Origin of the sequence: Microcoleus sp. LAD1_D5 (assembly GCF_036702115.1) — a bacterium.
Lineage (GTDB): Bacteria > Cyanobacteriota > Cyanobacteriia > Cyanobacteriales > Microcoleaceae > Microcoleus.
On sequence record NZ_JAUBSA010000026.1, the window covers coordinates 39720 to 59134 of the forward strand.

At 46.3% G+C, this 19415-nt stretch carries 20 protein-coding genes and 1 tRNA gene; 13 read left to right on the forward strand and 8 right to left on the reverse strand.

Annotated features, from left to right (window positions below; genetic code table 11):
- Nucleotides 1-277: 277 nt before the first annotated feature.
- On the forward strand, nucleotides 278-697 hold the full coding sequence (locus QUA70_RS13360; RefSeq protein ID WP_333410445.1) for a GNAT family N-acetyltransferase: 420 nt from the start codon (nucleotides 278-280) through the stop codon (nucleotides 695-697).
- Between the two features lie 231 nt (nucleotides 698-928).
- On the opposite strand, the gene QUA70_RS13365 is transcribed toward QUA70_RS13360, so the two are convergent.
- The 3 genes from QUA70_RS13365 to ndhC are packed head-to-tail and all read right to left on the reverse strand — an operon-like array spanning nucleotide 929 to nucleotide 2503.
- Complete coding sequence (locus QUA70_RS13365) at nucleotides 929-1432, reverse strand: NAD(P)H-quinone oxidoreductase subunit J (protein ID WP_333344313.1); 504 nt, start codon at nucleotides 1430-1432, stop codon at nucleotides 929-931.
- Nucleotides 1425-2150: a photosynthetic/respiratory NAD(P)H-quinone oxidoreductase subunit K gene (gene ndhK, locus QUA70_RS13370; protein ID WP_333344315.1), complete on the reverse strand. Its 726-nt coding sequence runs from the start codon at nucleotides 2148-2150 to the stop codon at nucleotides 1425-1427. The genes QUA70_RS13365 and ndhK overlap by 8 nt, the downstream gene beginning before the upstream one ends.
- Nucleotides 2141-2503, reverse strand: coding sequence for a photosynthetic/respiratory NAD(P)H-quinone oxidoreductase subunit C (gene ndhC, locus QUA70_RS13375; protein ID WP_006635500.1), 363 nt, complete (start codon nucleotides 2501-2503; stop codon nucleotides 2141-2143). The genes ndhK and ndhC overlap by 10 nt, the downstream gene beginning before the upstream one ends.
- Before the next feature lie 367 nt (nucleotides 2504-2870).
- On the opposite strand from ndhC, the gene QUA70_RS13380 reads away from it, so the two are divergent.
- The 8 genes from QUA70_RS13380 (at nucleotide 2871) to QUA70_RS13415 (ending at nucleotide 6501) form a co-directional block, all read left to right on the forward strand.
- Entirely contained in the window at nucleotides 2871-3206 is a 336-nt protein-coding gene (locus tag QUA70_RS13380; RefSeq protein ID WP_242716309.1) for a rubredoxin, read from the forward strand.
- Nucleotides 3193-4206: a photosynthesis system II assembly factor Ycf48 gene (locus tag QUA70_RS13385; RefSeq protein WP_333344318.1), complete on the forward strand. Its 1014-nt coding sequence runs from the start codon at nucleotides 3193-3195 to the stop codon at nucleotides 4204-4206. Before QUA70_RS13380 ends, QUA70_RS13385 begins: the two co-directional genes overlap by 14 nt.
- Before the next feature lie 56 nt (nucleotides 4207-4262).
- Nucleotides 4263-4511 (forward strand): cytochrome b559 subunit alpha, encoded by a 249-nt coding sequence (gene psbE / locus QUA70_RS13390; protein WP_006635503.1) that lies wholly within the window; start codon nucleotides 4263-4265, stop codon nucleotides 4509-4511.
- A gap of 20 nt (nucleotides 4512-4531) precedes the next feature.
- A complete protein-coding gene (gene psbF / locus QUA70_RS13395) occupies nucleotides 4532-4669 on the forward strand; it encodes a cytochrome b559 subunit beta (protein ID WP_006635504.1) in 138 nt (45 codons plus the stop codon).
- A gap of 9 nt (nucleotides 4670-4678) precedes the next feature.
- Complete coding sequence (locus QUA70_RS13400) at nucleotides 4679-4801, forward strand: photosystem II reaction center protein L (RefSeq protein WP_006635505.1); 123 nt, start codon at nucleotides 4679-4681, stop codon at nucleotides 4799-4801.
- Between the two features lie 69 nt (nucleotides 4802-4870).
- Nucleotides 4871-4993: a photosystem II reaction center protein J gene (locus QUA70_RS13405; RefSeq protein ID WP_006635506.1), complete on the forward strand. Its 123-nt coding sequence runs from the start codon at nucleotides 4871-4873 to the stop codon at nucleotides 4991-4993.
- Between the two features lie 307 nt (nucleotides 4994-5300).
- Nucleotides 5301-5660 carry a transposase family protein gene (locus QUA70_RS13410; RefSeq protein WP_333410447.1) on the forward strand — a complete coding sequence of 120 codons (360 nt, stop codon included), beginning with the start codon at nucleotides 5301-5303 and terminating at the stop codon, nucleotides 5658-5660.
- A complete protein-coding gene (locus tag QUA70_RS13415; protein WP_333344320.1) occupies nucleotides 5623-6501 on the forward strand; it encodes an ISAs1 family transposase in 879 nt (292 codons plus the stop codon). The genes QUA70_RS13410 and QUA70_RS13415 overlap by 38 nt, the downstream gene beginning before the upstream one ends.
- 142 nt (nucleotides 6502-6643) lie before the next feature.
- Here QUA70_RS13415 and QUA70_RS13420 read toward each other — a convergent pair whose 3' ends face one another.
- Nucleotides 6644-6859 carry a hypothetical protein gene (locus QUA70_RS13420; protein WP_333410449.1) on the reverse strand — a complete coding sequence of 72 codons (216 nt, stop codon included), beginning with the start codon at nucleotides 6857-6859 and terminating at the stop codon, nucleotides 6644-6646.
- Between QUA70_RS13420 and QUA70_RS13425 the strand changes: the two genes are divergently transcribed.
- On the forward strand, nucleotides 6803-9055 hold the full coding sequence (locus tag QUA70_RS13425; RefSeq protein ID WP_333332100.1) for a transglycosylase domain-containing protein: 2253 nt from the start codon (nucleotides 6803-6805) through the stop codon (nucleotides 9053-9055). The genes QUA70_RS13420 and QUA70_RS13425 overlap by 57 nt on opposite strands.
- Before the next feature lie 82 nt (nucleotides 9056-9137).
- Here the strand turns inward: QUA70_RS13425 and cobA are convergent, their stop codons facing one another.
- The 4 genes from cobA to QUA70_RS13445 all read right to left on the reverse strand — a co-directional run bounded on the left by cobA (nucleotide 9138) and on the right by QUA70_RS13445 (nucleotide 13339).
- Nucleotides 9138-9947: a uroporphyrinogen-III C-methyltransferase gene (cobA, locus tag QUA70_RS13430; protein ID WP_333332012.1), complete on the reverse strand. Its 810-nt coding sequence runs from the start codon at nucleotides 9945-9947 to the stop codon at nucleotides 9138-9140.
- Nucleotides 9944-10678 (reverse strand): sirohydrochlorin chelatase, encoded by a 735-nt coding sequence (locus QUA70_RS13435; protein WP_333332009.1) that lies wholly within the window; start codon nucleotides 10676-10678, stop codon nucleotides 9944-9946. Before QUA70_RS13435 ends, cobA begins: the two co-directional genes overlap by 4 nt.
- A 246-nt stretch (nucleotides 10679-10924) precedes the next feature.
- Nucleotides 10925-11608: a manganese catalase family protein gene (locus QUA70_RS13440; protein ID WP_333332007.1), complete on the reverse strand. Its 684-nt coding sequence runs from the start codon at nucleotides 11606-11608 to the stop codon at nucleotides 10925-10927.
- A gap of 195 nt (nucleotides 11609-11803) precedes the next feature.
- Entirely contained in the window at nucleotides 11804-13339 is a 1536-nt protein-coding gene (locus tag QUA70_RS13445; RefSeq protein ID WP_333332004.1) for a serine/threonine-protein kinase, read from the reverse strand.
- A gap of 622 nt (nucleotides 13340-13961) precedes the next feature.
- On the opposite strand from QUA70_RS13445, the gene QUA70_RS13450 reads away from it, so the two are divergent.
- The 3 genes from QUA70_RS13450 (at nucleotide 13962) to QUA70_RS13460 (ending at nucleotide 19401) form a co-directional block, all read left to right on the forward strand.
- Nucleotides 13962-14034: transfer RNA gene (locus tag QUA70_RS13450), tRNA-His, on the forward strand.
- A gap of 182 nt (nucleotides 14035-14216) precedes the next feature.
- Nucleotides 14217-18521: an AAA domain-containing protein gene (locus QUA70_RS13455; protein ID WP_333344322.1), complete on the forward strand. Its 4305-nt coding sequence runs from the start codon at nucleotides 14217-14219 to the stop codon at nucleotides 18519-18521.
- Nucleotides 18499-19401, forward strand: coding sequence for a hypothetical protein (locus QUA70_RS13460; RefSeq protein ID WP_333344324.1), 903 nt, complete (start codon nucleotides 18499-18501; stop codon nucleotides 19399-19401). Before QUA70_RS13455 ends, QUA70_RS13460 begins: the two co-directional genes overlap by 23 nt.
- Nucleotides 19402-19415: the final 14 nt, after the last annotated feature.

Sequence of the window (19415 nt, forward strand, 5' to 3'; positions counted from 1 at the left end):
TTTTTAATTTCCTGACCAACTAAACAGTATCATTAAAGGTCGCCGATTTATTAGCTATTTCACTAACTGCATTCTTTGCATTTGGAATGAGCATAGAAAAGCTGATACGAATAAGCAGCCCTCAGTTTATCTCGAAATTTGTGATGCAGGCTGACTTTCGGCAAATTGAACTATTGAACTTTCGGTGTCTGAAAATCCCCGTATTCTAGTAATGAAACATCTGTTATAATCGGGTGAATTGTGATTGAGGTGTGGGATGGAAGTTCGGTTGGCGCACATGGATGATTTGGATGAGGTGACGCGGTTGTTCGATCGCTATCGCATCTTTTACGGTCAGGTTTCGGATCTTGATGCAGCCCGTCAGTTTATCCAAATGCGTTTCCAACAGGGTGACTCAACAATATTGATTGCGTTGGATGAACTTCGGAGTGTGGGTTTTACTCAGCTTTATCCGAGTTTTTCGTCATTTTCAATGAAACGACTTTGGATTTTGAATGATTTGTTTGTTGAAGAAACGGCTCGCCGGCAAGGTGTTGGGACACAATTAATGCAAGCGGCGGAAACCTTTGCACGTCAAACGGGTGCCGTGAGAATTGCATTATGTACGCAAATGACCAATCAAAGCGCGCAATCACTTTACGAATCTCGTGGGTATGTCAAAGATGAGGTGTTCTATCATTACTCACTCCCGTTGTAATTCATGTATATTGCTAAATCGGTGCGATCGACTATCATCAGTGCGATCGCTCATATCTTCCGTGTCGTGCTCTTCCAATTTTTACCAGCGAGGCAGAGCCTCTGGACATCGGTTCCCAGGCAGAGCCTAGGAATCAGTTAAAGTTCGCAAAAAAATAGAGGGCGAGTTTCACATAAAACTTAACCCCAAAAGTCAAATTTTATGATGTAAACCCGCCCTCGCAAAACTCCCTTAATAAGCGTCTTGCAATTCGTAGAAATCAGGGGAAATGTAATCTTTCCGCAGTGGCCAGCCTACCCAATCTTCATTCATCAAAATCCGTTTCAGATTCGGATGTCCTTCGTAGACAATGCCGTACATATCGTAGGATTCCCGCTCTTGAAAGTCGGCTGCTTTCCAAATCCAGTAGACTGATGGCACTCTGGGATCTTCGCGGGGTACGAATACTTTGACGCGGACTTCTTCAGGCTTGGAAGCATTATCTGTCAGCTTAGCCAAGTGGTAGACGCTGACTAAATCTTGTCCCGGCCCTTGGTCGTAGGCGCACTGGCACTGCATATAATTAAACCCGTAGGCATACAGTGCTGTTGACATCGGAATTAAGAAGTCTCGATCGACCTTTAATATCTCCACGCCCAAATTATCGGCCGCTAAAGCTTCGTGTTCAAAGCCATTCTGAGTCAACCACTGGGAAACCTTCCCGGCTTCAACAATCGCAGATTCTTGATCAGCCACGGTTTACCTCCTGTTTTTGTCCTGCAAGCAGGGCCGGCGGTACTGGCATTCCCATTGCTTCCGTCAATTCCTTCGGCGGTGCTATCCGGCCTGGAATAGACAAGTATTTGCCGTCCAAGATGTCGGCTACTACTTTCATTTTGTGGGGTCTGGTGTAGTAGCGGTGGGTTGGCAGCAAATTGGCCCGTTCTTGCATGGAATTGTTGGCGATTTTTTTCCGCAGTTTGATAATTGCGTCAATAATCGCTTCTGGGCGGGGGGGACAGCCGGGGATGTACACGTCTACAGGAATCAGTTTGTCAACGCCTCTGACTGCTGTGGTGGAGTCCATGCTGAACATTCCGCCCGTGATGGTGCAAGCGCCCATCGCGATCACGTATTTGGGTTCCGGCATTTGTTCGTACAGCCGCACCAAGATGGGGGCGTACTTCATGGTAATTGTGCCGGCGGTGATGATCAGGTCGGCTTGCCGGGGGCTCGATCGCGGTACTAGACCGAATCTGTCGAAGTCAAAGCGCGATCCGATCAAAGCTGCAAATTCAATGAAGCAGCAGGCTGTGCCGAAAAGCAGCGGCCACAGGCTGGAAAGTCTCGCCCAATTGTAGAGGTCATCCACTGTTGTCAGGATGACGTTCTCGGAGAGTTGGGATGTGACTTCGGGGCGCTCGACTGGGTTGACAAGTTGCGCTTTTTGTGTTGTGTCAGAACTTAAGACCATTCCAAGGCTCCTTTGCGCCATGCGTAAACAAGAGCAATAACGAGAATTGTGATAAAAAACAAGGCTTCAATAAAAGCCAAAAGTCCTAGCTGGTTGAAAGCAACCGCCCAAGGATAGAGGAAGACGGTCTCTACGTCGAAGATGACGAAGACCAGAGCGAACATATAATATCGGATGTTGAACTGAATCCAGGCTCCGCCGATCGGCTCGACGCCAGATTCGTAGGTAGTGCGTCGGTCGTAGGGACGACTTTTGGGCCGCAGAACCTTAGACGCCGTGAGGGCGAGGATAGGGACTAGGCTGGAAATTAGCAGGAAGCCTAAGAAATACTCGTAGCCGCTAAGTGCAAACACAGTGAATAATTACTGCCTCGGTGAAAGGGTTCTGTAACTTGTCTGTTACATTATATAGATTTTGGGTAGCTAAAATTACGAGTTGGTTGAGATTAATCATCCATCTTCTGCAATAATTTTTAATGTATATTCTAATATTGTAACTGCCTGTGGAAGACGGGCGGCTGCCTGTGGACGCTAAGTAAGACCATCATCGACGCTTTGTGTCGAACACCCTTGTGGTGTCCCTAACGTGGCATCGGCGGTTGAGACGGGAAACCTCGAAGACGAATAAGACCGTCCTAATATGAGTTTTAGTTGGAAGCCCCAACTATAACGAAGTTTAGTTGAGGTACTTCACGATTAGCTGACCCATAATTTTGGATTTATGAGCGATCGAGCCACGGAGACTAATACCCTCGATCGGCACGAGTGCCGAGCCTGCGGCTACGTCTACAATCCTAAAAAAGGCGATCCTAAAAATGCAATTGCCCCTGGCACTGCTTTTACAGATGTGACCCCGACTTGGGTGTGTCCCGTTTGCGGGGCGCGCAAATCGGTGTTTCAAAATCTCGGTCAGATGGAAGGGGTGTCTGGATTTAAGGCAAATCAGCGCTACGGTGTCGGTGTCAACGGCATGACCGAAGGTCAGAAAAGTTTGCTGATTTTTGGCGGCTTGGTCGTTGGTTTCTTGTTTTTACTTAGTATGTATGGTTTGCAGTAAAACGATTGTGAGATTTTGGCAACGAATTGTAATGTTATTGGCCGCTGCGCTCATCTGTACGAGTTGCAGCACGATCGGTGCTGTGAGTTACAACCCCTGGCAAGTGATTTCCTTGCCGACGGAAGCTAATTTGCAGGATATTGCCTTTACGGGCAATCCTCAACACGGCTGGGTTGTTGGTTCTGAGGCGACTCTGCTCGAAACGATGGACGGCGGCACTAGCTGGAAGTCTGTAGGACTGGATATCGACGATTCGAGGTCGCGTTTTGCGTCGGTGAGTTTTTCGGGTTCCGAAGGCTGGATTGTCGGCCAGCCTTCTGTTTTGCTCCACACGAACGATGAGGGCAAGTCTTGGACGCGGATTGCTTTGAGCAGTCAGTTGCCAGGTTCTCCGAGTACGATCGCAGCATTGGGCCCGAATTCCGCCGAGATGACGACCGATGTCGGGGCGATTTACCGCACTTCGGACGGCGGCAAAAATTGGAAAGCTGTCGTGCAGGATTCTTTTGGGGTAGTTCGCAATATCAACCGTTCTGAAGACGGGCAGTATGTTGCGGTTTCCTCGAAGGGAAATTTCTACTCGGTGTGGAAACCCGGACAACAAGCTTGGGAACCTCACAACCGCAATAGTTCTCGCCGCCTGCAAAATATGGGCTTTACCAAGGACGGGCGTTTGTGGATGCTCGCCCGCGGCGGTCAGATTCAGTTTAGTGACCCGTCCAATCCTGAAGGTTGGGGAAAACCGTTTTTTCCCGATCGCAAGGCGAGTTGGGGTTTGCTGGACATGGCTTACCGGACTGATAATGAAATTTGGGTAGCCGGCGGCGGCGGCAATTTGCTGTGCAGTTTGGACGGCGGGAAAACTTGGCAAAAAGACCGCGAAGTTGAAGATGTTCCGGCTAATTTTTACAGGATTGTCTTTATGGGCCCCGATCGCGGATTTGTGATCGGCGCGAGCGGTACTTTACTTAAATATCAAGGTTCAGCGCAAGCTGCTTGATAGTAGAATAGTAATAGAGATTGTCTGTCAATTTGTTGTTGAAAGGAGGATTCTAAATGGCTGGTACAACTGGAGAACGTCCGTTTGGGGACATTATTACAAGTATCCGTTATTGGGTAATTCACAGCATCACCATTCCGGCTTTGTTTATTGCTGGATGGCTGTTTGTGCAAACGGGTTTGGCTTACGATGCTTTCGGAACTCCTCGCCCTAACCAATATTTCACACCGCAGCGAGAAGAAGTGCCGATTATCTCGGATCGCTTTGAAGCTAAGAAACAAGTAGATCAGTTCATTGCCAAGTAATTTAACAAGGATTTGGAAAAATGACGAGCAGAACCCCAAATAATGAGCCAATTTCGTATCCGATTTTTACGGTGCGCTGGTTGGCAGTTCATACTTTAGGTGTCCCAACAATTTTCTTTTTGGGCGCGATCGCAGCAATGCAATTTATTCAACGATAGGAGTTTACAATGCCTGAGCGCCTTCCTAATCCCAACGAGCAGCCTGTTGAGTTAAACCGGACTTCTTTGTATTTGGGTTTGTTGCTGATTTTTACTCTGGGTATTTTGTTTTCCAGTTATTTCTTTAACTAACTGGTGCCCCAGTTTGCTTTCGATAGTTCGCTCGAATGTGTTTAGCTGTAAATTAGTGAGGTGATGGCTATGTTTAGTGAAAGTGGCAGAATTCCTTTGTGGCTGGTAGCTACTGTCGCTGGTCTCGGTGTTCTGAGCATTGTGAGTCTTTTCTTCTACGGTGCTTATGCCGGTTTGGGTTCTTCGATGTAAGGAGAATTAAGCTGATTTTCGGCTTTTAACCCCCCTTGAAAAAGGGGGGTTTTAATTATGCAAAGTGTGTTGGTAAATCAGGGATAAATGTTATCGAAAGTGCAATACGCTTGGGTTAAAACTGTTTATTCCCCGGAGATCCCCCTCGCATCCCCCTTAAGAAGGGGGACTTTGAGTAAGTTCTTGTCCCCCCCTTATTAAGGGGGGTTAGGCAGGGTGGATTAATTGTCCCCAAGTAAATTATAATAGTCGAGCGCGAGCGGACTCGATTCGCTCGCGCTCGACTATCCTACAGAGTGCATCAACAATGAATTTAATTGAAGCAATTAAATCAGTACCTGACCACCGACATCCGAGGGGAATTAGGCATCCCTTATGGCTGATACTCATGATAATTTTATTGGGCAGTTGTACGGGATATTGGGGATATAAGCCCTTAGCTGAATTTACGAAAAATCATCGCTCAACTCTGATAAAACTCTTTAACCTCCCACCAGATATTCGTTTTCCATGCGACTCAACTTTTAGAAACATCATTCTCTCATTAGATTTTGAGGTAATTGCCGTCCTTTTTAATATATGGGCAGGGCAGACATTACCGAGCACGCCAGGAGAATTGATGGCAATTGATGGTAAAAGTATCAATTGCCACAAGTGTTGGGGGTAATAGTTCTTACCAAAATTTTGTGAGCCTGGTTTCTGTGTACAGTCACAATCGCGGGTGGGTAGTCCGACATAAAGTCATGGAAAATCAGCAGCGAAGTGAAATCGAAGCTGTGGAGGAACTCGTGCAAGAACTTGCGGGTTCTCAAGTAGTAATTACTGCTGATGCACTGCACACTCAAAAAAAAACTATTCAGTTAATTATTGATGGAGGTAATGACTACATAATTACTCTCAAAAAAAATCAATCTAGTCTGTTTAAAATGGCTCAAAAATTGGTCGAATCTGTGGGTGCGAGCGATTCAGCTCAAACCTCAGAACGCTTGCATGGCCGCACCACAACTCGCTCTACTACAATTTATCCCGTATCTACTCAGTTATTACCAGCGTGGGCTGGTGTCAAACATATAATTGCTATCAAAAGAACTGGCAGTAGGTGGGAAGGCAAAAAAAGTCGTCGTCGGTTAGTTGATTTCCATGAAACGCATTATTATTTAAGTAGTAAGGATTGGTCGGCAAGCCAATTTGCGTCGGCAATTCGAGGACATTGGTTAATAGAGAATCGGCTGCATTGGGTTAAAGATGTGACGTTAAATGAGGATAACTGCATCCATCGAGGTGGCAATGCACCTGCGAACTGGGCAATGGTCAGACAATTTTTACTATCTCTAGCTCGGATGCTCGGTACAAATACACTTCCTGAAGCTTTAAGATTTATGGCCAATCAACTTGAATATGTTAGCGAATTACTTTTCGGTTTATCTCATCAAGACAAACCAATTAAATCTGGCGCGTGCTCGTCAGCAAATAGCCTTGCCCCACTGGTTTACTGTTTTGACAATTAATCCACCCTGCTTTTTAAGGGGGGCTAGGGGGGATCGGGCTTAACTGAATCGTATTGATTGAAAGTGTGGATTTTTTAGCAGGTTTATGATAATTTAATTTTCTGGTGAGAGCGAGATTTTTGGTGGCTAGATGGAGATTTGCTCAAGAAACTGCTCGCCTTGCGGGTTCACCAATAACCCCCAAATCGATCGCCACTAGCCGATGATCGCCTCCTTCTGTGGGGCCGATCGTGAAAATAGCCAAAAGTTGCGAGTAGAATGGTGCAAGAGCCGATCGCTCGATCGTAGTGCACAGCGAAATATGACCCCACCGCCGCCGCCCCGCAAACCTCAAACCGTCTTGGGTGCGATTACCCAAGCAGTCCAGACTATTGCCAAGGTTAATTTTAACCAGCTAGCGCTGAAACCGAACGCCAAAGTACCCGAATTGTGGGTACAGGATGCGGGTGCAGCTAAAGCTGAGGTTTATCCGCTGTTGGGCGATCGATATTTATTAGGTCGATCGTCCAAATCTTCTGATATTGTGGTTCGCAATCCTGTTGTCAGTCACGTGCACTTATCCCTGTCGCGGGATACTCGGCGGCGGACTCCTTTTGTCATCAAAGATGAAGACTCCACAAACGGCATTTACAATGGCAAAAGGCGAGTTAAAAGTATGTCCCTGCGTCACGGAGACGTGTTCACTTTAGGGCCACCGGAACTAGCCGCCGCTGTTAGAATTCAATTCGTATATCCGCCGCCTTGGTATTTGGAACTGGTGCGTTACAGCTTTTACGGCGTCAGCGGCATCACCGCTTTGATTGCTGTGTTGGTAGGCATGGAATCGACAAAGTTTCAAGTGCGGCCTCTACCGAGAAGTATCAATGGCCCCGTGATTGTTTACGCCCGCGACGGGCAAACTCCCCTGCGTCCTCCTCAGAATAACGCTCACTTAGAATTAAAGAAATTGCAGGATTTTTCGCCTTATTTATCCAAGGCGGTACTTGCTTCAGAAGACAGCCGCTACAATTGGCATTTGGGGGTAGATCCGCTTGGGGTTTTGCGAGCACTTTTAACTAATGTTCGGGGGGGCGGAATTCGCGAAGGCGGTAGCACTCTGACGCAGCAGTTAGCGAGGAGTTTGTTTCGAGATTATGTGGGAACTCAAGATTCGGCGGGACGCAAGTTACGGGAAGCTGTAGTGGCTTTTAAACTGGAGAGTTATTACAGTAAAGATGAGCTGTTGCTGACTTATTTGAATCGGGTGTTTTTGGGAATTGACCTTTACGGTTTTGAGGATGCGTCTCGGTTTTATTTTGGCAAGTCGGCGAAGGATTTAACTTTGTCAGAGGCGGCAACTTTGGCGGGAATTTTGCCGGCTCCCAACAGTTTTAATCCGATTCAAAATTATCAGTTGGCGGTGCAGTATCGCGATCGAGTGATCGAACGAATGCGCGCTCTGGGGACGGTTTCTCAGGAAGAAGCCGATCGCGCGAGGCGATCGCGAATTGAGATAAATCCGAAAGCTCGCGAATTTCTGCAAAGTACGATCGCTCCTTATTTCTACAGTTATGTATTTGACGAATTGGAATTTTTGCTGGGGGAGCAGTTAGCCAGAGAAGGCAATTTTATTGTAGAAACAGGTTTGAATCCCGGTCTGCAAAAAGTGGCTGAAGCTTCCCTCAAAAATGCTGTAGAAAATGAGGGAGCCAGTGCAGGTTTCTCTCAAGGAGCCGTGGTAACTCTCAACTCTGCAACCGGAGAAGTCTTAGCTTTAGTTGGGGGTGTAGATTATTTGCAAAGTCAGTTTAATCGGGCTACCCAAGCTTTGAGACAGCCCGGTTCTACATTTAAGATTTTCACCTATGCAGCAGCCCTGGAACGGGGAATATCAGCCGATAAAACTTATTCTTGCGCTCCCCTTTCCTGGGGAGGACAAAGTTATAGTGGTTGCGAAAGAACCAGCGGCAGTGCGGATATGTATCGCGGCTTGGCATTGTCGGAAAATGGAATTGCTTTGAGAGTAGCACAGGATGTCGGTTTAGACAATGTGGTGCAAATGGCCAGACGTTTGGGGATTACATCTGAACTGCGTTCTAACCCAGGCTTAGTATTAGGTGAAAGTGAAGTTAATGTGTTGCAATTAACGGGTGCTTTCGGGGTTTTGGCCAATCGGGGTTTAGGAAATCGCCCCCACGTAATTAAGCGAATTATTGACAGCAGCGATTGCAAAGATCGAAATGATTTTAACAGTTGCCGGGTGATTTATGAGTATCAAAAAGATGGCGTTGCCAATCGGCAGTTAGTTTCTGAAGCGGTAGCGGATACGATGACTGATATGCTGCAAGGTGTGGTGCGGGGAGGTACGGGTAGCAGTGCTGCTTTGGGGTTGGGAGAAGCTGGAAAAACAGGCACGACTAATGATAATAGAGATTTGTGGTTTGTCGGTTATATTCCGAGTCAGCAACTGGTGACAGGAGTTTGGTTGGGAAATGATGATAATTCTCCGACTGGGGGAGGTAGTGCCAATGCCGCTCAGTTGTGGGGGGAGTATATGCGGCAGGTGGCGCGTTGAAATCATCAGCATAGACGCATCAAAAGTAGTAAGTAAGGTGCGCCGTGCGTACCCTACGAGGATTTAGGGGCAATTTCTGCGCTTATTCTACAGTCTGAGAAACTGGCCGACAGCCAGACAATATTGAGTGCAAATTGACAACATTTCCGATTACTGCGATCGCAGGTGCTGCAAATCCGGCAGCCTCAACTTGCTCTACAATTGTACCCAAAGTTCCGATCAATTCTTCTTGTTCCGGCCGCGTTCCCCAGCGCACTAACGCTATGGGTGTTTCTGCACTCAATTGGGCTGCTGTTAACTGACCGATAATGTAAGGCAAATTGTGGATTCCCATGTATACTACAATGGTTTCCGAGCCGCGAGCGATCGCCTGCCAATTTACCTCCGGTCGATATTTTCCCGCTGATTCGTGACCGGTGACAAAAGTGACAGAGGAACTGTACGATCGATGTGTTAAAGGAATTCCCGCATAAGCCGGGGCCGCAATCCCAGAAGTTACGCCGGGGACGACTTCTACCGACACTCCAGCTTTTACCAACTCTTCCATTTCTTCGCCGCCGCGACCGAAGATAAACGGATCGCCGCCTTTGAGACGAACTACGATCGCATTATCTCCAGCTTTTTCTATCATTAGCTGAGTTGTTTCATCTTGCATTAACGAGTGGCGGCCTTTGCGTTTTCCGGCATCAATTCGTTCTGCTTGGGGGTTGATTGCTGCCAAAATTTGAGGGCTGACTAAAGCGTCATAAATCACCACATCCGCACACTCTAACAGAGCTTTTCCCTTCAAGGTCATCAAACCTGGATCTCCGGGCCCCGCACCTACTAAATACACTTTTCCTAAAGACATTTTTCTTGCTTCCTTTACCTCTTCTGTGCCACTGCGGTTCATTTTTGAATTAAATCCCCAATTAAGTCTGCTAATTCTACACTTGCGCCTAGAGGATTTGCGAGATGAAGTTCCGCCGCAGGAAATTGCTGCTTTAGCTGTGCGACATTTTTGGCGATCGCATCTGTAATTCCTCCATTAAATAAGAAGTATGGCACAATCCCTATTTGCTGCTGTCCACCACGAACCAAACTGTCAATTTGCTCTTCCAAACTCGGCTTTACCGACCAATAAGCTGTCTGTGCACCGAGTTTGCTGGCGATTTGCTCAACAATCGAGTTACCTCCGGGGCGACGGCTGCCGTGAGATAATAAAATCCATTTTGGCAATAGCAGATTGGGGAGAAAACTCACCTCTTGCATCTGACTTTTTACCAATTGTGTTAAGCCTGCTTCCTGGGAACCTAAATGCGGGCGCAATTCAATTTTTAGCTTGTCACCAAAAGTTTTTTGGGCAATTTCCACCTCTGCCGGTATGTCTTCGGCGACGTGAACTCCCGGCAATAAAAATACAGGCAGTATTTGCAATTGTGTCACTCCCAGCGACAGGGTACGATCGCCAAAACTGCAAATTTGTTCGTGCAGCGGTGCGGGCCCGAGTTCTAAGGTGGCGGTTGCTACTGCGGGGAACGAGTCAGCCAAATTTTGAGACAGCAGTTGACCTAGGTTTTCCAAAGCTAGTTGGGGTCTGGGGTCACGGCTGCCGTGAGAAACTAATAAATAGGTCGATCGCAATTTCAATATAGATTAAATGTTAATGTTCGATCCGGATTTCAAATAATTATAACACCGTAAGGCGCGGGACTTAAAAATTACTCAACACAAAAGTTCGATATCCTAGGGTGCGCGGCTTAAAAATTACTCAACACTGGGCTTAAATTTTCTAAGCCGCACACCTTACAAAAGAAGGTGCGCGGCTTAAAAATTACTTAACACTGAGCTTAAATCTTCACTCGCCACCCAGGTTACACAAATCTCAAATTAAGCTTTGGGAGCGGGATCGGCAATGTATTGGAAAGTAGGTTCCGAGTTCCAAGGGCCGCGTTCATCCTTGCCATTTGTGGACAAGTTAAAGTAGAGATCCACTGTGGAATCTGGCGGAATATTGCCGAACATTGGATCGGTGAGTTTGCCAAGCGATTCCAGAGCTTTCATGAACATTTGAGTGTGAGAAATTTCGCGAGTCAGCAGAAACTGCAGCGTCTTTTTCGTTCCCATATCCGGTGCGAGTTTAATCAACTCTTCGTAGGTTTGGCGAGCTCCTCCTTCCGCAGCGATATTAGCGCGCAAATCGCGCACTACCTCCCCGCCTTCGTTGATATAAGCTGCCGTCCAAGCTTGACCTTGGCTGTCTAACAAGTGTGGGCCTACGCCGCGCACCGCAAACAAAGTGCTTTTATAAGCTTCTGTTTGGTCAGAGTTTTTGGTGTGCATTTCGATGAGTTGGCCCACCATTTCTAAGTGGCTGAATTCTTCTATTGCAATATCTTGGAGCATATCCTTAATCCCTGCATCTTCACAGTGAAAGGACTGCACCCAGTATTGCAGAGCTGCTGTCAGTTCTCCGGTTGCTCCGCCAAACTGTTCTAGCAGCAATTGGGCAAAACGGGGGTTGGCTTCGTCTACAGTCACCGCAGCCATTAATTGCTTTTTGTGAAAAAACATGGATCGATACCTCTTTTTAATTCTATTGTTACAGTCTGAGGATTGCAGACTTGTACCTGTGTTCACCTTCACAATCCATTGTGCGACAAGCGATCGCACCGAGCCTCGGTCGATGGATACATCTCTCGCGACAAATTTCTCTGCTTTCAGGTAGAGTTTAAAGTTAAAATTTTAGCTAGTTAGTCGGTATAAATACTACAACTTACAAGCTGCATTATTGTCGCACTCGGTTAATTTTGCAGACAGGACATCGAGATGTCGCAGCCACTGAATGCCACCAACCCAACTGCGAGAGGGGAGGTGTCCGATTGGTGCTTGCTGACTAAATTTAATCTGCCCTAAAGTAGTAGCAGAATTGTAGGTTTGCCAGTTGACCCGATCGCAAAATCTGATATAGTCTCCCTTAACGCTTTCGTAAATCTGCTTTTGGACGCTGAAGCCAAACCGACCTTGACTGTAGTGCAGCCACAGGCGATCGACTGTTTGCAAATCTTCGCACGGTAGCTGGTAAATTTGGCTTATTTCTAGCTGAGTTCCCGGTTCCTGGGAAAGAGATTGACACATCAAGCCCCAAGTTTCGCGATCGGCTTCTTTCCACTTTTTGTTAGACAAAAAATCGCGCAGTTTGGTATAATCAACTCCCCGTGCAGAAATTAGGGTTGGATCGAGATTTGAAGTATGTGAAGTAACAGATAAGGAAAAATTTTCTGCACAATGGGCGGCGGCATTGGTTGGTAAAATTCGAGAATCAGGAGTTTGTAGTGCGCTGATATCGGTTGAGTTGTCGCTATTACCGAGAGCAGGAGTCATCGGTTTTTGGGGCGAAAGCAAATTTTGATGACGAATATCTAAAGCTGCTTGGATATCTTGCAAAACTTCCGCAGCAAAACTGTACCGCTGATTGAGAGGAGTTTGCAGCAATTTATCTAAAATTTCGCCTAACTCATCGCTAATACTCGTAGCTTTGGGGAGAAACTCGCGCCACCACCAGCGCTCGTTGTTGCAGTCGTACATATCCAAGGGAGGAACTTGCGTCATTAGGCGAATGCAAGTAACACCTAAACTGTAAAGGTCGCTAGCAGGAAATACTTTGCCGCGCATTTGTTCGGGAGCTACATAATCTTGACTACCAATGAGCGTTGCTGGACGAAGCATGGCTGAATCAGTCAGCAGTTTGGCAATGCCGAAATCGATCAAGACGAGTTTGTTGTCCGATTGGCGGCGGATAATATTTTCTGGTTTGATGTCGCGGTGAATGACGCGCTTGTCATGGATAAATTGCAGCACTGGCAATAAGTCTTGCAGCAGTTGCCAAATTTGCTCTTCATCGTATACACTGTTGTCTAATTCTTGTTTAAGAGTCGATCCCCCTATAAACTCTTGAACTAAATAAATATGACCTTCTTGTTCAAAGCAGGCTAATAATGTAGGGATTTGCGGGTGTTTTCCGAGTTCGTCTAAACGGACGCCTTCTTGCCGAAATAATTCAACGGCTTTGTTAAAAATTTTGGGATCGCGGTCGTAAAAATAAAATTGCTTGACTGCACAGCGGGGTAGAGATGGGATGTCTTCATCAATTGCTAGGAAAGTTTTACCAAATCCGCCTCTACCTAAAAGTTCAATCGGGCGATATCGTTGTCTCAGCAACAGGTTAAAGCCGCAGTTTAAGCAAAATTGTGTGGCGTTGGAGTTATGAGGATTTTGACATTCTGGGTTGACACAGTAGCTCATATTGATTTTAGATTTTATATTGCGGACAAGACTTTTTTTAAAACGAACCGCGAAGACGCGAAGCTGCGCGAAGGAAGAGGGAAGAGAGAAGAGAGAGAAGAAGGATGGTTGATAACTCATGCAGTGCGGGATAAGCTGTCCCGCTTCTGGCGTTGTATTTTTCGGGCGGGCGGGAAACCCCACAAGCATTTCATCTGAGATGTTGCACCATTCTCAATAAGGCTTTTAGGGGCGGGCTAGAAGAGCCACCCTACAAGAAATTCATTCTTTGTGGAACAGGCATCTTGCCTGTTCTTGAGAATGGTGCCAGATGTGAGTTTTATCAAACTTGACTGTAAAATTTAGATGCGCCTGGGCTGATAAGGCTATTTTAATGCGCTAGATCGAATCGGGATGCTGCCAAAGCGGCCGAACCCAGGCCGCATGACTGCTGGGGGCGAGATAATTGCCGATCGCACACCCTGATCGCGCAGACCAAAAATTGTGCTAAACTCTTACTGTGCTGGGAATTTAAGGCACAATCGATCTGTCCGGTTCAGGGACGCTCAGAAATATTTCAAAATATTTTTGCCTTACCCCTAGACTTGTGCTGAGATCTGATGCTATAGTTAGAAACGTTATGGCGAGTGTAGCCAAGTGGTTAAGGCAGTGGTTTGTGGTACCACCATTCGTGGGTTCAATTCCCATCATTCGCCCTTTTAATTCTGAACTGTTTAATTCGATCGCCCGTCGCCTCTACGGTAACTTGCGATGGTCGTAGGGTGTGCATTGCACACCTTAATCTTTTTTGGGATGTCGCGGTTCTGTCGGCACAAGTTCCGATGTGCTAATCTTAAATCCAATCAAAAATCTAAAATCTAAAATCTAAAATCAAAATATGCCATCTTTAGTAGCAGAAGATTGGGGATATAAATTTAGTGGCGATCGCACGATTAATAAGTTTATTCGCGATGTTGAAGGGGAAGCGGCTTTAGCGAAATATTGCAATTGGGAATGCAAAGAACGTGCGGAAATTCTGATGTCGGAGATAGCTGGGAAATCGCACAATCTTTTCTACGTGCGCCGCCAAAAGGTAAATGAGAGATATTCCGAAGAAGAAATCTGGGAATTGCTGCTTGCTACGGATGGAGATGATTTTGAATTACCCCAATTGTTGCAAAAAGCCGATCGCACTTTGCGGTTATTAGCCACTGTACGTTGTGAAGACGGAATTGGCGGTTTAAAACTGCTGGATGCTGGTTTGGTGGCGGTTCCCAGAGGGAGGAAAGATGGGTATGCTTTGCCGGTTCAGTTGCGACTTTTGGCTAACAGTCGATCGCCAATTCCTGTAAAGTCGATCGCCCGCGTCCAACAAATGCCATTTTGGGACGACAGACACATACCGACTACCGAACAGCTAAAAGTTTGGCATACTTTTTTAAATGTTGAAAAACGCATCGCGGAAGCGCGTCAATTTTGCGTGCCTTTCCGAGGTCATAATTACGGTTCAGGCTTTAAAATCGTCACTTTTGAAATTGATCGTAATTCCGCAACTCTGGACGGTTACGAGGAAAATTCCTTAGAATTGGGCGACTTTCGCGAAAGGCTGAAAAAAGCCCGAAATGAAGAAATTATCCTGTTTGATTCGCCGCCCGGAAGCAGAAGCAGCCGAGATGGAGAGACATTAGGCAGCATCGCGGAAGTTGACTTTGAACATGGTAAATTACGCATTAAGTTAGATGTTGATTTAGGCGATCGCATGGCGGGCGGCAGATATCAAATGCCCAAACAAGGATTCTTGTATTTTGAGGCTGCGGGCGATATCAGTCAGATTGAACGCAAGAAAAAAGCTTTAAAAATGCTGACAGACGGCCGCGCTCAAAATCCCTATTTGAGTGAGTTTTTATTCGACTCTTCTCAGGCGAGAATGCCGGAAAAAATGATTAAATTGGATCGGGAAAACTTATTAAATCGTAATGCTAATGAGGATCAACTTGCCGCCGTAGAAACGGTGCTTTCGGCGCGGGATTTAATTTTGATTCAAGGCCCGCCGGGAACGGGCAAAACGACTGTGATTGCGGAGATTTGCTATCAAATTGCCCGTCAGGGTGGCAAAACGCTCATTGCTTCGCAAGCAAATTTGGCTGTAGACAATGCTTTGAGTCGGTTAGTTCACAATCCGGCGATTCGGGCTTTGCGGAAGGGAAAAGCTCATAAGGTGCAGGAAGAAGGGCAGCCGTTTTTAGAGGAAAATGCGATCGGCACTTGGCTGCAAAATACGGCGACTGACTGCGAAGAAAAGCTCTCGCAGCGCCTGACTAATGTCAAATCTTTGCGGCAGTTGGTGGCAGAATCCGAGCGATTTACCGCCTACTGTGCCGCAGAGAGAGATTTCTTTAATGAACTAAAACACCTGCACGACAGTAAAGCAAATATAGAGGAAAAATGCAGTCAGCAAGCAGCAGCTTATGAACAAATTTTAGCCGAAAAAAGCGAGATTGAATCGGTGGTTTTGGGGCTAGAGAATCTACTGGATGCGCCGCAAGTTAACTGGGAATCTCCAGAAGTAGCTGAGTTTATGCCCCGACTAAAACCATACTCAGAAGGCAATGTTTTAGTAGAAAACTTTATGGCAAATGTTCGGATTGCCACTAGCAATGCTACTCAAATTGGGTTCGATCGCCCTGCTTGCGGCGCGTTTGGGATTGCGGTTTGGCTGCAGGAAACTGTAGCAGCGCAAATATCGGAATTTAAGATAGCATTCGATCGCGCTGATGATGTTTGTCACGCTATGTCGGCGGTTGCAGAGTCGTTGCGGGTTTCCCGCCAGATGTCTGAGGCTTTGAATCAACTCGAATTGGGCGATCGGCAAAATCAGACACACCGCCACAATCTCGAACAGAAAATCAAGAATTTGGAACTGCGAAAAGCGGAAATTGCAGCCGTTGTCGTCGCCGTTGCACAGTGGATCGAGACGGCGGATACGGGGCTCTATGAAGTCGTGAAAACTTGCTGGGAAACGGGCGCAATGCTCACGGATGATATGGTAGAATTGCCCGCAGGATTGCTGAAAATTGCCCGATCGCTCAAATTGCCGATCGTGCCGCCCAAATGCAAAATCAATTTGCCCGATTTGGATCGGTTGCAAAAGGCGATATCCCACGAGGAAAGCGCAGGTTTTAAGGACTTACAAGGGCAACAGTTCCGGTTTAGCGAGTTTCTGCACCTAAATTTGAGTCAAACGCCGATCGTGCTCTCTGCGGGCGATCGTACACAGTGGCAGCAACTAGCCAAAGACTTCGCCAGCTATTCTCAAGTCAGCCAAAGTCAGCGCAAATTCATCATCGAAAAAGCCGCCACTTTCTTAGCTAGCATTCAACAATTTTACAGTCAATCCTTGCAGCCCAATCATATCCAGGCTACCTTCGATCGCCTAGTCAAAGAATTACTGCACAGTATCCTCGCCAATGCGCGTCAGTGCGTGGTTCCCCTGAAAACCGAAACCGAACAGCAGCTTATAAAACAGCAACAATTATTAGATAAAATCGGTCAAACCTTAAGCCAGCAGCAAATATCCGCCGCTAAACTTCAGGTAGAAACAGCGCAGCAAGAGGCAAACTTAAAAATTAGCGAAGTTACTAATTTGTTGCAAGCAATTGTCCAACAGCCAAACGTCCCTGAAAAGTTGCGGATTTTAGCCGAACAATATCTCGCCCAAAAATCGAATATTTGGGAGCAACCGCAGCAGTTTGTCAAGCAAGTTGAGGCTTGGAAAGCAAGCCTGATTCAGCTTGAAAAATCCATTGCTGACTTAGACCCTTTTGGGGTTTTGGAGACAATCAAAAAGACTCTTGACGAGCATTTATCTCCGCTGCAAACTGCGGCTGCAACTTCGCAGCAGCAACTCGCTCAACTACAAGCAGAATTGAGCGAAATTAATGCTCAACTGCAACAGCAGCAACCAACCGTAGCATTACTTGTTGAGAGAAATTGGTGGGAGTCAGCATGGCAAACTATCCCCACTCAATACCAGCCAGAAGTTCCGAATACAGGATTATTTACCGTAGCTTTTTTAAACAAAATTAAGCGTTTATTCAAAACTTGGCAGCGGAAATTAGAACAAGAAGAAACAGCACTCAATCGCTCTCAAAACTTTGTAACAGATTGGATTCAAAAACTCCGCAATCCATCAGAAAAAGACCGCAACGATTTAAAGCAAATTTATATTGACAATGCCAACGTAATCGGCATTACTTGCGTGCAGGCTGCTAGCTTCGATTTTACTAAAAACTTTCCCAGCTTTGATGCAGTCATCATTGACGAAGTTAGCAAATGCACTCCGCCAGAGTTGTTAATTCCCGCTTTGAAGGGCAGAAAGTTAGTATTAGTGGGCGATCACAGGCAATTGCCGCCGATGTTTAATCAAAGTACGATCGACGATATTGCCGAAGACATCGGCTGTACCGGAGACGAACTTAGCTTCATAAAAGAATCTTTGTTCAAAGTTTTGTTTGAAAATGCCAGCGACAGCATCAAAAAAATGCTGACAACTCAGTATCGAATGCACCCACAAATCATGGGCGCAATCAATCAGTTTTACCAACAAAAGCTCAACTGTGGCATTCAGGAAGCAGACACCAAGCGCGCCCACCACCTCGCAGGTAGAATCATTCAAGAAAATAATCACATTCTCTGGGTGAAAACGCCTGTGGCACAAGGGTTTGAAGAGGAAAAACAGGGTACTTCGCGGTTGAATGTCAAGGAGATTGATGCGATCGAGCGTTTGTGCGAACAAATGGAGACAGCTTGGCAGCCCAAAGTTGCCGACGGTGAACCACCGAAAGAAATCGGAATTATCACTTTTTATGCTGCTCAATTAAATGCAATTAAAGACAGAATCGAAGGCGAAAGATTCCCTGCTTTGAGCATCCGCACTGGTACGGTTGACATATTTCAAGGCATGGAAAGACCTGTAATTATTGTCAGCACCGTGTGCAATAATGTTAGGGGCGATATTGGATTTGCTAAGGAACCGGAACGGGTGAATGTGGCATTTTCCCGCGCTCAAGAATTGCTGGTAGTTGTCGGCTGCCACGATTTATTTACCCAACAAACAGGTACAGTGGGAAAAATGTATCAGGAAGTTTCAAAAACGGTGCGTCACTGCGGAGGTTTTGTAGATGTTTCTAGCGTCCTCAACTAAACCAATAGACTCGAATTTAAGTTCGCTAGCCGAACAAATTGAGCAACAAAATCCGGGTTTGTCAGTGTTGGCGGCGCGTCAATTCCGCTTTGCAATCCGCCAAACTCCGCTGGAGGTGGCGATTAGCGAACCGCGCGAGTTTAACGTGTTGGAAGAGTTCATTTTGCGGGCGGGCGTTGAGTTTGAACCTGCGCCTACTTTGAAGGAATTGGCGGATTTGCTGGGGTTAGACGAAATTTTTGTGAAGACTACGGCGGCGACTCTGGTTAGTTTGGAAAGCTTGGATGTGGCGGAAAATGGTCAAATTGCGATCGCCCCGCAAGGCAGAGATTTTTTCGAGAAAGGTGCGGTTAGTCGATCGCAAATTCAATCAATTTATGCGATTTCCGATCCGCTGAATCAAACTCTTACCTTTAAATTCGATGCTTTAGTGGCAGAATCGCTCAACTTGCCAGATTTAGGAGATTTAGTATCGCTAGAACATAAAATTACCGACCTTGCGAATTTAAGTCTAGCAGAAATCCAGCCGTTAATTCAAGATTCCGGCTTAGGAATTCACGCCCCACAAAACGGCAAAATTGTGTCTGGGTGCGATCTCGTCGGCGACGATTTAGATATTTGGCAAACAGTCTCGGTTTTTGTGTTGTTGGATGCGATCGAAAATAAAACTACTATTCAAGTCAGACAGGGAAAGCAAATATTAGAAACGGCATCAAACTTGCTAAACGAACTTGAATCGCAACAAAAACTTTCCTTGAACGACTTGTGTAAAGTAACCCCCGACATCGCACAGCAAGAATCAGAGACAATCCCGGTTCCGAAAAATCGGAAACCAGCATCTAAGAAGAAACGCAAGGAAACCGAGTCAGGAAACAAATAATATGAGGACTTTAG